The organism is Pedobacter chitinilyticus (assembly GCF_003313385.1).
Classification (GTDB): domain Bacteria; phylum Bacteroidota; class Bacteroidia; order Sphingobacteriales; family Sphingobacteriaceae; genus Pedobacter; species Pedobacter chitinilyticus.
This window is the reverse complement of record NZ_QMHN01000003.1, coordinates 51205-64013: the sequence shown is the minus strand read 5'-3', so window position 1 is coordinate 64013 and position 12809 is coordinate 51205. Positions and strand designations below refer to the sequence as shown.

The window sequence follows — 12809 nt, the reverse complement described above, 5'->3', positions numbered from 1 at the left end:
TTGTGCACTCACAACAGGAGGATTTTTTTGTTAGTTTTGAAACTAATGAAGCGCTTTGTAATCATCTTTATTGCTGGTGTTTTTGCAGTTTATGCATTAGTATTTCTTTCTGCTTTTGTATTTGTGCAGAAACTAATGCCCGCTGTGCTGAAACCAAAATTTCAACAGGCCAGAAATTTTGTTGGCTTGGGGACTTTATTTGTGAGCGAAGCTTCGATGAGAGCCTACTCCACCAGTTATCGGTTTTACCAAGATGGAAAATGGACGGATTGGTATTTTTTGGAGGAGCCATTGTTTGAAGAATACGTTTCCAAAGGACGATTGGCCTCATTAAAGCATAACCGCTTGGATAAATACCTTAGCCAAAAAATAGTGCGCATTGGTCGCAAATCTGGAAATGCCCAAATGATGAAGAGCAAAGAATTTCAAGCCTTTACCTCGCATCTTTTTTATAGTCACAATCAAAATAGAAAACCAGATTCTCTCCAAATTATTGTTCGGCAAAAGTTTAGGCAACCCGAAACGGTGAAAACGATCTTTAAATTCAAATATCAACCATGAGCCGTGTTCAAAGTTTTTTAACGGACGTCGAAACTGGTTTAATGAACCAAAAGGATAGCAATGCCAATCTTTATTGGTTTAGAAAGGCTGTTTACCTGTTGCTGCTTTTGAAAATGCTATTGGTTTGGCCAGAGCTAAAAACGTTTTATCATCATGTCACAAATGCACAAGGTACAATCGTAGGGTTTAGCTTTTCGAAACTGATGTTTTTACCCATTTTTAGTTCATTTGTACAACTTTGGTGGGGTTTAGCCTGTATAGTGGTGGCGGCGGCAACGGTACTTTCCGCAAAACGATGGCTATCTATACTCATCTTTATCATCAGCCTCAATTATTTAAGTCTGTTTTATTTGGCAACCAATAGTGGCGATAAGCTGCTCAATTTTTTTATATTCTCATTGATTTTTGTGAATGAAAAAGCATTGAAGCAACAAGTGAGCTGGATGCTCAATAATGCCACAGTATTGCTGGTGAAAATAAATATTTGTGCCGTGTACTTTTTAAATGGTTATGGGAAAATTTTAAAAAGCAGTTGGTGGGACGGGTCGTTTATGCAAAAAGTTTGGGAGCTTGAATACTATACTAATTTGCACTTGGTACCTCAGTGGTTTTCCAACCCTACAGTGTGTTTAGTCACCTCTTGGCTGGTCATGCTTTTTGAGTTGGGCTTCCCATTTTTGATTTGGTTTAGCACAATGCGGAAATGGCTTGTGCCTATCGGATTAATATTTCATATCTTTATAGCCTTATTTTTATCGCTCCCAGATTTTGGCCTGACCATGGCGGCTGCCTATCTGTTGTTTGTAGATAAAATGGGCAAGGTATGGTCTTTGAAAAATAATGGAAATAAAAAAAAGCGATTCAATCCAGAACCGCTTCCTTAACTAACTTATTATTTATAAAAATGGCTGTTGGGGAAGGAGTCGAACCTTCAAGGGGTAGTTAGCTACAGTTCAAAAATTAATTTGTGGTCAACCCATAAACTGCGTTTATCCCATAATCCCCACCACCGAGACAAGGAGGTGTGTCTGCCAATTTCACCACCCAACATTCTGTTAGTTTACAGTTTTTCGGTTTTCAATGAGCAGTTAAAAACTGCGAATTGATTACTTCGAACTGTAAATTGCTGTAGGGGAAGGAGTCGAACCTTCATAGAGTGGTTGTACCGTTACCGGATTTCCCAATTTCTCTACCACCGAGACAAGGAGGTGTGTCTGCCAATTTCACCACCCTACATTTTTTTATCATTTCAAGTTTTCAGTTTCCAATTGGCAGCTGTCAAACTGCAAATAATTTGTTAGAAACTGTAAATTGCTTACTGCCTACTGGCGTTTGCTTGATACAAATATAGGACGTTCATCAAATATGTTGCAAATTTTTTAATGATTTAATTTTATTTTTATTATATTTTCATTTATATTTACATATTGTTAACAAAAATGTAATTTATGCTAAAAAAGGAAACTCAAAATTTAGAAATTGATAACCTCGATATTCAAATACTCACGCAGTTAATGCATGATGCCACCAAACCTTATACAGAAATTGCCAAAGAATTGATCGTTTCTGGAGGTACAGTGCACGTGCGGATGAAAAAACTAGCGGATATGGGAATCATCAGAGGTTCACATTTAATCATCGACCCGCGTAAAGCAGGTTACGATATCACAGCCTTTTTAGGGATTTACTTGGAGAAAGGCTCTCTTTATAAAGATGCGGTTGAGCAACTAAGTAAAATTAAGGAAGTGGTAGAGTTACACTATACTACTGGAGCTTATAGCATGTTTGCAAAAATTACTTGTAGAGATACAGATCATTTACGGCATGTGCTTAATGAGGAAATTCAAGCAGTAAAGGGTATCCAAAGAACAGAAACATTAATTTCATTGGAAGAAAGTATTAAGAGGCAGATCGAATTGATCTAAACAAATTTGGAGTTTTAGGTATCTAAATTATCACAAAAAGGAATGATAATTGAGTTTTTATTAATAGCTTAGTTCTTTCTAAAACACAATAGAAAAATTGTCCTGAATATGCCGTCTCCAAATTGGAAAGCACCTCGAGATAAAAAGCTGATTTTGCTGGTTGATGACGAAATTACCGTACTCAAGCTTTTGGAGTTTATTTTAAAGAAAGATTACGAGTTGGTGATACACAACAACGGCTTGGAAGCAATCAGCTGGATGGATGAAGGCCATATGCCAGATCTGATCATCTCCGATTTGGAAATGCCTTATGTGGATGGTCTAGACTTCGTACGAAGCCTAAAAACAAGTGGATATTATCGGGATGTTCCAATCATACTACTTTCGGCAGCTTATTCGCTGGAAGATTTGGCGGAGAAATTGCCTTACAATTTCAATTTGCTGATGCCAAAGCCGTTTAATCCAGGCAAGTTAAAAGAAAGTATCCAAAACCTGTTAAACTAGAAATCGAATGCAAGAAACCAGCTCATTTGGCATGCCGCAATCTAGGGTTAATATTATTTATTACGCCAACAAGTACGATTCAGAAATCGTATCTACTTTCGATAATATAAATAGTACAGTGAAAAAAGCAAGCAGCTTTAGCCATTTGTACGAAATGGTAAGTAAACTTACTGTATACGAGCTTGATGTAAATATTTTAATTGAAGTACAGCCAACTACTGCCGATGAAGCATTTGCATTAGTGGCTTCATTACGAAAAAATTGGCTCAGCAGAAATCTAACGGCCATTTTCCTGTTAACACAAAAAGATCCTGCGCTTACCGCCAAAGCCTTTGAGACAAGAATTAGTGATTGCTATTCTCCCGATATTTCATTTGCTGATGTAAAGTTGCGTTTACAGTTTCTGTCGGCATATAAAATTCTCAACGAGCAGCTTAAGCACTTGCCTGAGCAACCACTGCAGCAATATAAAACCCCTTTCTTAAAGCGACTTTTGGATTTAACGGTTTCTGTTACTGCATTAATTTTGTTAAGTCCTTTCTTTGTGCTCATCGCTCTTCTCATTAAATTAGATTCAAAAGGACCTGTTTTTTACACCAGTAAAAGAGTAGGGACTGGGTATAAGATATTTGACTTTTATAAATTTAGGTCAATGAGGGCCAACGCAGATAAAGAAGTGGAGGCCCTGAAAGCGACCACTGCAAACCAGTATGGCGATTCTGCGTTTTTTAAGATGAAGAACGACCCAAGGGTAACAAAATTGGGCAACTTTTTAAGAAACTCCAGTATTGATGAGCTCCCTCAGCTATTTAATGTAGTGAAAGGAGATATGTCTATTGTGGGAAATAGACCTTTGCCTTTGTATGAAGCCGAACAGTTAACCACCAATGAGTGGTCGATGCGCTTTCTTGGCCCTGCTGGAATTACTGGACTTTGGCAAATTATAAAACGAGGAAAAAGTGATATGTCTGACCGTGAACGAAAAAAGTTGGATAATTTTTACAACAAAAAGTTTTCGGTTTGGTTAGATTTGAAAATAATTTTAATGACCGTACCTGTTCTTTTTCAAAAGGAAAAGGTGTAAAAATACCACCTATGACCTTAAAAAGGCTTTTTATTCTACTACTTTTTGTCGCCATTAACGTTCAGGTTAAAGCGCAAGATGATATTGCGAGTCAAATTAATCCGCCTTTATTACAGAAATACATTGATCTGGCTAAAGAATATTATCCTAAAAGGAAGATGTACAGGGCTAGCGAATTAAGTGCAAAGGCGAAAATAGGTGCCGCCAAGGCTGGTTATTTGGAATCGATGAACGTATCTTATTTCTATCGCCCAGATAATGCCGCCATTGTAGATACTACCAATCCTTATTCCATCAATGGATTTCAGTTTGGAGTTTACCTAAATTTAGGATTGTTCTTTCGTACACCTTCGTTAGTGAAGCAAGCCAGAGAAGAGTATAATTCGGCTTCTTATTTAACCAAAGAATACGATATCCTACTTGAAACAGATGTTAAACAGAGATATTTTGAGTATCTTCAATGGTTAAGCGACCTTAAAGTAAAGAACCAAGCCTACATAGATAACAAAACATCTAGTGATGGGCTTCGTTATAAATTTGAAAAAGGAGAAGTGTCTTTGGATGTTTACACTAAGGCTAAGTCACTAACTTCAATCTCAAGTTCAGAAAAATTACAGGCCGAATTGAATATGCTAAAAGCAAAAAGTTCATTAGAGGCACTAATTGGAAAAAAATTGGAAGAGGTGAAATAGGCGAGTATGAATATTAAAGAGTTTTTAAATCTTATTGCTAAATATAAAACGCTGATTATCGCTATCCCAGCAATAACCCTCTTTATCACGTACCTATTTGTTAAAAATCTGCCTAAACAATATAAATCGCAAGCAAAACTTTCTACTGGTTTATTAGATCCTTCGCGTCAGGTAGCTCCAGATGTTCCTAATTATTCTGGTCCCGATCTTTTAATTAAAATCAACCAACAGTTTACCAATATCATGGATATCATGGTAATGCCCAAAAATATGAGCATTCTATCTTACCGTTTGATATTGCATGATTTAAAAAATCCTCGTCAACCTTTTAAACCGCAAAGCGATGATGTGAATGCGCTTAGCGATGCAGAAAGACAGGAAGCCATTAGAGGATTTGAAGAACGTTTGGCAAAAAAGCAAGTGCTTACTCCTTTTGATAATTACGAGGTGAAATTTTATAACCTCGTGAAATCTATGGGATATGATGGGCCTTCCATAGCTAGAAAGCTTTCCATTACCCACGAAGACAATAGTGACTTTATTACGGTAGAATATACTTCGGAAAATACTTTCCTTTCGGTGTTTGTAGTGAATACCCTTTCTGGAGATTTTATCAATAACTACAGCCTCGATTTGATCAGCAATAAAAACCAGTCTATTTTGGTGCTTGATTCACTTCTTCAGAAAAAAGAAGCGGTGATGAATGAAAAAACGCAACAACTGAAAGACTACAAGATTAAAAATAAGGTGCTGAACCTCGATAAGCAGTCGCAAATTGTTTATCAGCAAATTATCGACTACGAGAATAAAAAGTCTCAAGCTTTGATTGATCTGCAGTCGCTGCAATCCGCCTTGAATAACTTGAACACTAAGCTCAACAATCCTTCTTTAGATCGATATTTGGGAGCTGAGCTATCTACAGATAACCAAGCAGTAATTGCCCTAAGAAATAAAGTACAAATTGCCAATAACGATTATATTGATGGTGGTTTTAAAGCTGCGGATAAGAAAAAAGTGGATTCATTGCAGCAGCTGTTAAACCAGCAATTGGTGAAAACGAATGATAACTACGTAGCAGATCCTGTGATTGCGAAACAAACTTTAGTACAACGTCGCATTTCATTGGGAATTGATTTGGATAAAACCCGTGCAAGTATCAAGGATATTGATGATGAATTGACAAAGCTTAATGGTAAATTCTCCACCATGGTGCCTTTTGATGCTGGTGTGCAGAAATTTGAACGTGATGCTGACGTGGCTACCAAAGAATATCTCGACCTGTTAAATCGCTACAACCAAACCAATTTGGATAAAAATATTGGTTTGCGTTTGCACTTGGAGCAAGAAGGTGTACCTACGGTAGCGGAACCATCTAAAAAGCTTATTTTCATGGCACTTAGTGCTATTGCTAGTTTTGTGATTTGCTTTTGCGTGCTTTTCATCATTCATGTTCTTGACAATTCCATCAACAATAAAAAACAGTTGGCTACGGCAACCAAAGGGCGGGTGATTGGAGAATTGAACTATATCAAATCTTCGCAACGCGATATTGATGAAATATGGAAGAATGCTGCTTACGACAAGGGTCATGCGACCTACAAGAATTTATTGAGAGAGGCTCGATTCGAAATCAGTAAAGCTTTAGCCAACGATCAGAAAATTTTAGGCTTAACCCGATTACATCCCGAAAAATTCACCATCTTTTCAGCGGTAAGCTTGGCCTACGCATTTGCTAGGTTAGATAAGCAAATTTTGCTGATAGGTGATGCAGAAATGGCTTCGGAAATACAAAAATGGAATATTCCAACCAATCAATCGCTGAAGACTGTACTGGATAATCTAACTTTGCAAAAAAACAATCGTATCACCTTTTTGAATAGTGATTTAGGAGGTGTTTCCCTGCTTGAAAATAAAGACAATCCAAGTATTACGCAAATCTTTAAAAGCTTGAAAAACGAGTTTGACATGATCATTGTTTATTTGGATGCGGTCAACAGTGTTTCTGATATCAAAGAATGGATTTTGTTTACAGAGAAATATCTGGCCACTTTTATGGCAGGAAATTCCATCAATGAAAAAGATAAAGAGTCGATTAAGCTTTTAAATAAAGACGAAAAATTTATTGGCTGGTTGATTAATGGTGTGAAACAAAAATAAGCAAGTTGATGCTTAAAAATTTGTACATACATATTGGCAATCATAAAAAGCAATTGTTGTTTTTTTTAGTAGCCATGAGCCTCTCCATTCTGGTTGCTGGCTCCACCCAGCGCTATGGTTTTTTAGGCCCTTTGGCAGTGTTGGCTTTGGCTGCTGCTGGAACTTTCGTGATTGCTTCGTTCAATAATCCACGTATCGCTTTTATCTTTTATTTTGCCTATTGCTTTGTGCTGGGCTTCGTGGTGAAAACTTTTTTAAATATTCCTGTAGGTTTGGCCATGGATGCCATTTTATTGCTCACTTGGGGTAGTCTTCTGGTGAACATGAACAAGTTCAACTGGAAGAGTTTGAAAAACGAGCATGTGATGTTGTCGCTCATTTGGTTTGGCATAAGTCTGCTACAGGTACTCAATCCTTACGGGGGTAGCCTTACAGGATGGTTCAACGAGTTAAGGTTTACCGCACTGAGTTGGTTGTTGATAGCACCAATTGTTTTCCTGCTGTTTAATCAAATGGCCGATTTAAATCGGTTCATTGCTTTTATTCTGTTCTTCTCTTGCCTGGCTACCTTATATGGTGTTAAACAGTTGTATATTGGTTTGACTGGCGGCGAGCGGCAGTGGTTAGATGCCGGAAATAACGTTACCCATATTTTGGGTGGTAAGCTGCGGGCCTTTTCCATTTATTCGGATGCAGGTCAATTTGGCGCATCGCAGGCCATCATGGCGGTTATTGCAATGGTGCTTGCTATGGGGCCATTCTCCATCACAAAGAGATTGATTTTTGGAGCAATTGCTTTGATAATGTTATATGGGATGGCTATTTCGGGTACCCGCGGCGCTTTGTTTGCCTTGGTATCAGGTTTGGCTTATGCACTGTTTTTAAGTAAAAACTTTAAAATGCTCATTGTTGGAAGTGTGTTTGCACTTGGTGGCTTGGGGGTACTAAAATACACCAAAATTGGAGACGAAATTTTTCAGGTGAGGCGTTTACGTAGTGCCCTAGACCCTAAGGATGCTTCTTTTAACGTAAGGGTCGAGAATCAGAAGAAGCTCAAATTCCTATTAAGGGATGAACCTTTTGGGGCAGGTTTGGGCATGAGCGGCATGAATGGAACCACGTATAATGCAGATAAGCCCATTGCCAACATACAACCCGATAGTTATTGGGTAAAAGTTTGGGTAATGTATGGCATTATTGGTTTGCTCATTTGGTTCGGGATCAATTCCTATATCATTGGCAAATGCAGTGGTATTGTTTGGAATTTAAAAGACCCCAAACTGAAAGCGAAGATGATTGCTTTAACTTCGGGAACGGTGGGCTGCTTTATTTGTAGCTACGGTAACGAAGTCATGAATGGTTTACCCTCATCTGTAATTATGTTTATGTCGTGGTCATTTGTATTCATTTCACCCTGGTTAGATGAAAAAGCGAAAATAAAAGCCGATGGAGATGATTTATAGCTTGATAGATATTTTGTTTTGGGTTTTGGGTATTTATTTGCTGCTCAATTGCTGCTACTTGGCTTTTTTTGCGCTGGTAGGGTTATTCAACTTGCCCAAATCAAAGAAAGAGGCCAATGCATATCGGAAAATCGCCGTGTTGTTTCCTACCTATCAGGAAAATGCGGTGATTGTAGAAAGTGTAAAAACAGCATTAAAACATCAATATCCAGGAACTTTTAAAGTGGTGGTGATTGCTGATGGCTTGCAGCCAGAAACCATTGTTCATCTGAAAGAGCTGGGAGCAACCGTAATTGAAGTGTTTTTTGAGAAAAGCACCAAAGGCAAGGCGATGCAGTTTGCCATGAACCAATTGGAGCAAGAAGGATTTGATATTGCTGTAGTATTGGATGTAGACAATGTGATGAGCGACGAGTGTTTGCTGTATATTAACGGCGCTTTTGAAAGAGGAAACAAAGTGGTACAAGCGCATCGTGTCGCTAAAAACATGGATAGCAGCTTTGCATTTTTGGATGCTTGCAACGAAGAGGTAAACAATCATCTTTTTCGCAAAGGCCATGCGGTGGTAGGTTTATCCGCAGCACTCATTGGGTCTGGAATTGCTTTTGATTTTGAGTACTTCAGACATCTATTAAACAACATTGGTGAAACCGTGGGAGAGGATAAGCAATTGGATTTTATGATTGCCAAGGATAAAGTGGAAGTGGCATATTTGAACGATGTTTATGTTTACGATGAGAAAATAGAAAATGCCAAAGTATTTACCAAACAGCGTACCCGTTGGATCGCTTCGCAAGTAGAGTTCTTAAAGAAATATGCTTTTGAAGGTTTTGTGCAATTATTTGAAGGCAATTTGGAGTTCTTCAACAAAAGTTTACAGACTTTTTTGGCACCGCGGATGCTGCTTTTGGCGTTTCTTTTCATCATGTCGATACAGGCATTTTTTAATCCTTTTGGACCAGCAACCCAGTTTTGGGTAGGTTTATTCCTCAGCCTTTGTCTTACTTTAGTGATTTCAATCCCGAGAAGGTTTTATACGGATAAACGTTTATATATTTCCTTGTTCCAGATTCCTAGAGCAATGCTGGGTATGGTAATCGCACTTTTCAGCATAGGCAAGGCCAAAAAATCATTTATGGTGACGCCTCATCATCATAAACCAGTAGAAGAAAAAGAAGCTTAATGATATGCCTTTAGAAATACTTGCCATTCCTGCGATCATTTTTGGAGTCCTCGGATTTATCAGAGGATTAGGGGCGTATAGAAGAGCAAACAGTAATAATTCGTAGTGAAATGGCGATAATTGAAAATAGAGATTTTATTGTGGTTGGTCAACAACCCTGGGACACCCCAATTGGGAGTAACTGCAAAGATTTAGCTTTAGAATTCAGTAAACATAACCGAGTACTATACATCAATGCACCTTTAGATCGCCGTACAAAATTTCAGCAAAGCCATACCGAGGGCGTAAAAAAACGCATGCGGGTGATCAAGGGACAAGAAGAGGGACTGGAGCAGATAGGACCTAATTTTTGGGTATACTATCCCGATGTGATTAACGAATCCATTAACTGGATGAAGCCTACAGCATTGTTCAGGATCTTCAATAAAATCAATAATAAGCGATTTGCCAAATCGGTTAAAAAGGCAATAAAACAGCTAAATTTCAAAGATTTTATCCTTTTTAACGATAGCGATATGTTTAGGAGCTATCATTTGAAAGAGCTTTTAAATCCTAGCACGAGCATTTATTACTCTCGTGATAACCTGTTGGCCACACCTTATTGGGGTAAACATGGAAAGCATTTAGAACCAGAACTGATTAAGAAAAGTAACTTATGCGTAGCCAATTCGGTTTATTTGGCTAACTATTGCAAACAGTATAATCCAAATTCTTTTTACGTTGGGCAGGGCTGTGATTTTGAACTCTTTAAAAACGACGATAGTGTTAAAGTGCCAGAGAGCCTTAATGCGATTAAAAAACCAATTTTAGGTTATGTAGGTGCTTTGTTAGCTATACGACTTGATGAGCATATTCTGTTACACTTGGCACAGCAAAAGCCAGCATGGAGTATTGTTTTGATAGGACCAGAAGACGATGACTTCAAAAATAGCAAGTTGCACGAAATGGAAAATGTACACTTCCTTGGCCCTCAAAAACCCGAGACTTTGCCTGCTTATATTAAAGGTTTTGATGTTTGCCTAAATCCTCAAGCCCTAAATCCATTGACGATTGGCAATTATCCGCGTAAGATAGATGAATATTTAGCGATGGGTAAACCAACCCTTGCCACTAGAACCGAAGCGGTAGGTATTTTTGCGGACTATGTTTATCTTGCCGAAACCAAGGAAGAGTATGTGTCACTGGCGGAAAAAGCGTTGGCTGAAAATTCAGAAACTTTAGCTAACGAACGCATTGCCTTTGCAAAGACCCACACTTGGGAGAAAAATGCAGAAGAGATTTACAAGGCAATTCAAACTGTAGAATAATAATATGTCATTAACCACCATCATTACCGTTAATTTTCATCAAGCAGCGGTGACCATAGATTTATTGAAATCTGTATCAAAATGGTATAGCCCTTCTGAAGTGGAAATCATTATTGTGGACAATGGTGCTAATGAAAATAACGAAGCTACTTTTACGCCCTATTTTGGGAATACCACTTACATTCAGTCTAAAGAAAATTTAGGATTTGCGGGAGGCAATAATCTGGGCATTAAACAAGCCAAAGGCGATTATATTTTCCTGTTGAATAACGATACAGAAATCCCAGAGGGATGCATTGAAACACTTACGGCTGAACTGGAAGCCAACGAAAACATTGGTTTACTATCTCCATTGTTGTTGTATTTTGATCAAAAAGATTTAGTGCAATATGCAGGCTTTACGCCAATGAATTATCTTGTAGCCCGTAACGCCTACATTGGGCAGTTCGAAAAAAATGAAGGACAGTTTAATGATCAAACCTATCAAACTGGTTTTTGTCATGGTGCAGCGGTAATATGTCGTAAAGCAGATTTACTAAAGGCTGGCTTAATGGATGAAACTTACTTCCTGTATTACGAAGAGCTGGATTGGTGCGAGAAGTTTAAGCGGATTGGTAAACAGATTTGGTTTACTGGGAAAACTCACGTTTATCATAAAGAATCCATCAGTGTAGGCAAAGCAAGCCCTTTGAAAATCTACTTCAACACCCGTAACAGGATGTTGTTCATCAGAAAGAATACGAGCTTGGTAAACACGATGTTGTTTGCTGTTTATTTTTCTTTAATTGCCTGTCCAAAGGCGATTCTTAAATTCATGCTCAATAAGCAGCCACAGCTAGCCAAATGGACCTTCAAAGGTTTATGGTGGAACTATACCCACAGCAAAAACAGTAGGAATTTGGGGTATGAGATTAAGTAGGTTGCCTTTGCAAACTCGTAACCCCGTATGTGCGGGATAACGGTGATATAGACTATGCTAAAAAAGCTAACTAACTCATTTGTATGGTTACTATCGAACATCAAATTTTTAAAAGTTTTAATTTTTGATAGTATCATTTGCTACTATCATGAGAAGAAATAAAACACAGGAATCACTACCTCAACCGTTTCCAAACCGTAGCAAAAGCATATTTTGTGAACAGGTACATCGATTCAAATAGCCCTAATTTTTCACTTTCTCTTAGTATTTTCCAAGTGTAGCCAATTACTTTTAACTTGTTGGCCGATACGGAACCTTTTCTAATTCTGTACCACACTAAGGCATCATTAATACCATATCCAGTGACCGATTTTTTGAATAAGTCTAGCCAAAATATCCAATCCTCATGACCTGCTTTTTTAAATTTTAAGTCGCCAATGGCACTTCTTAGTGTAAGAGAAGTAGAAAAGATAATCACATTGTGAGACAATAACTGTCTGTAATTAACGCTGTAGGGCGCTTCTATTTTTGCAGAAATGATTTTTCCTTCCTCGTCGATTCTATGGTAGGCACAGAAAGTCATGGTTAGGTTTTTATCTTCCATGTAAGCCACTTGCTGTGTCAGCTTGTCTTTTAACCAAATATCATCGCTATCTAAAAAGGCTACATATTTACCATTAGTATGCTCCAAACCTACGTTACGGGCATTGGCAACACCACCATTTTGAGGTAATCTAACCAGCTTGATATTGCTGTGTTGTTGTACAAAACCTTCTACTATTTTGCAAGTATCATCTTTCGAACAATCATCAATCACAATGAGCTCCCAGTTTTGGTAACTTTGTTCCAATACAGACTGAATTGTAGGAACAATAAAATCGGCAGAATTATAACAGGGCGTAATGATGGATACAAGTGGTTCCAAGCGAAAATAAATTAAGTGCTACAAAACAAAATCATTAACAAAATAAACACATTTTCTCTTAAAACGAGTTAAAGTTTAAACATAAAACG

The 12809-nt window shown here is 37.9% G+C and carries 12 protein-coding genes and 2 tRNA genes; 11 read left to right on the top strand and 3 right to left on the bottom strand.

Translation table 11 applies throughout. The features are described from left to right. Positions 1-45: 45 nt before the first annotated feature. Both DUT70_RS10445 and DUT70_RS10440 read left to right on the top strand, forming a co-directional pair. The gene (locus DUT70_RS10445) at positions 46-561 is read left to right on the top strand and encodes a hypothetical protein (protein WP_113647281.1); all 516 of its coding nucleotides are present in this window, start codon (positions 46-48) and stop codon (positions 559-561) included. Beyond that, complete coding sequence (locus DUT70_RS10440) at positions 558-1445, top strand: HTTM domain-containing protein (RefSeq protein WP_113647280.1); 888 nt, start codon at positions 558-560, stop codon at positions 1443-1445. The genes DUT70_RS10445 and DUT70_RS10440 overlap by 4 nt, the downstream gene beginning before the upstream one ends. Positions 1446-1466: 21 nt before the next feature. Here the strand turns inward: DUT70_RS10440 and DUT70_RS21170 are convergent. After that, a tRNA-Asp gene (locus DUT70_RS21170) sits at positions 1467-1611 on the bottom strand. Between the two features lie 76 nt (positions 1612-1687). Beyond that, positions 1688-1797: transfer RNA gene (locus tag DUT70_RS21165), tRNA-Asp, on the bottom strand. A gap of 212 nt (positions 1798-2009) precedes the next feature. Here DUT70_RS21165 and DUT70_RS10435 point away from each other — a divergent pair. The 9 genes from DUT70_RS10435 (at position 2010) to DUT70_RS10395 (ending at position 11795) form a co-directional block, all read left to right on the top strand. Further along, a complete protein-coding gene (locus tag DUT70_RS10435) occupies positions 2010-2486 on the top strand; it encodes an Lrp/AsnC ligand binding domain-containing protein (protein ID WP_113647279.1) in 477 nt (158 codons plus the stop codon). 108 nt (positions 2487-2594) lie between these two features. Beyond that, positions 2595-2990: a response regulator gene (locus tag DUT70_RS10430; RefSeq protein WP_113647278.1), complete on the top strand. Its 396-nt coding sequence runs from the start codon at positions 2595-2597 to the stop codon at positions 2988-2990. Positions 2991-2997: 7 nt separating this feature from the next. Then, the gene (locus DUT70_RS10425; RefSeq protein WP_240432080.1) at positions 2998-4074 is read left to right on the top strand and encodes a sugar transferase; all 1077 of its coding nucleotides are present in this window, start codon (positions 2998-3000) and stop codon (positions 4072-4074) included. A gap of 11 nt (positions 4075-4085) precedes the next feature. Next, positions 4086-4766, top strand: a complete 681-nt coding sequence (locus DUT70_RS10420) for a TolC family protein (RefSeq protein WP_113647277.1) — start codon at positions 4086-4088, stop codon at positions 4764-4766. Between the two features lie 6 nt (positions 4767-4772). Further along, on the top strand, positions 4773-6923 hold the full coding sequence (locus DUT70_RS10415; protein ID WP_113647276.1) for a GumC domain-containing protein: 2151 nt from the start codon (positions 4773-4775) through the stop codon (positions 6921-6923). 8 nt (positions 6924-6931) lie between these two features. Further along, entirely contained in the window at positions 6932-8386 is a 1455-nt protein-coding gene (locus tag DUT70_RS10410; RefSeq protein WP_113647275.1) for an O-antigen ligase family protein, read from the top strand. Continuing rightward, entirely contained in the window at positions 8370-9569 is a 1200-nt protein-coding gene (locus DUT70_RS10405) for a glycosyltransferase (RefSeq protein ID WP_113647274.1), read from the top strand. The genes DUT70_RS10410 and DUT70_RS10405 overlap by 17 nt, the downstream gene beginning before the upstream one ends. Before the next feature lie 110 nt (positions 9570-9679). Then, positions 9680-10876, top strand: a complete 1197-nt coding sequence (locus tag DUT70_RS10400; RefSeq protein WP_113647273.1) for a glycosyltransferase — start codon at positions 9680-9682, stop codon at positions 10874-10876. A gap of 4 nt (positions 10877-10880) precedes the next feature. Then, a complete protein-coding gene (locus DUT70_RS10395) occupies positions 10881-11795 on the top strand; it encodes a glycosyltransferase family 2 protein (RefSeq protein WP_113647272.1) in 915 nt (304 codons plus the stop codon). Between the two features lie 175 nt (positions 11796-11970). On the opposite strand, the gene DUT70_RS10390 is transcribed toward DUT70_RS10395, so the two are convergent. Continuing rightward, positions 11971-12720, bottom strand: coding sequence for a glycosyltransferase family 2 protein (locus tag DUT70_RS10390; RefSeq protein WP_162926603.1), 750 nt, complete (start codon positions 12718-12720; stop codon positions 11971-11973). Positions 12721-12809: the final 89 nt, after the last annotated feature.

What these genes read in the sequence shown, in the direction of transcription:
- DUT70_RS10400 (WP_113647273.1), top strand. Translation starts at nt 9,680, where the DNA reads ATGGCGATAATTGAAAATAGAGATTTTATTGTGGTTGGTCAACAACCC.
- DUT70_RS10440 (WP_113647280.1), top strand. Translation starts at nt 558, where the DNA reads ATGAGCCGTGTTCAAAGTTTTTTAACGGACGTCGAAACTGGTTTAATG.
- DUT70_RS10430 (WP_113647278.1), top strand. Translation starts at nt 2,595, where the DNA reads ATGCCGTCTCCAAATTGGAAAGCACCTCGAGATAAAAAGCTGATTTTG.
- DUT70_RS10415 (WP_113647276.1), top strand. Translation starts at nt 4,773, where the DNA reads ATGAATATTAAAGAGTTTTTAAATCTTATTGCTAAATATAAAACGCTG.
- DUT70_RS10405 (WP_113647274.1), top strand. Translation starts at nt 8,370, where the DNA reads ATGGAGATGATTTATAGCTTGATAGATATTTTGTTTTGGGTTTTGGGT.
- DUT70_RS10395 (WP_113647272.1), top strand. Translation starts at nt 10,881, where the DNA reads ATGTCATTAACCACCATCATTACCGTTAATTTTCATCAAGCAGCGGTG.
- DUT70_RS10435 (WP_113647279.1), top strand. Translation starts at nt 2,010, where the DNA reads ATGCTAAAAAAGGAAACTCAAAATTTAGAAATTGATAACCTCGATATT.
- DUT70_RS10420 (WP_113647277.1), top strand. Translation starts at nt 4,086, where the DNA reads ATGACCTTAAAAAGGCTTTTTATTCTACTACTTTTTGTCGCCATTAAC.
- DUT70_RS10410 (WP_113647275.1), top strand. Translation starts at nt 6,932, where the DNA reads ATGCTTAAAAATTTGTACATACATATTGGCAATCATAAAAAGCAATTG.
- DUT70_RS10445 (WP_113647281.1), top strand. Translation starts at nt 46, where the DNA reads ATGAAGCGCTTTGTAATCATCTTTATTGCTGGTGTTTTTGCAGTTTAT.
- DUT70_RS10425 (WP_240432080.1), top strand. Translation starts at nt 2,998, where the DNA reads ATGCAAGAAACCAGCTCATTTGGCATGCCGCAATCTAGGGTTAATATT.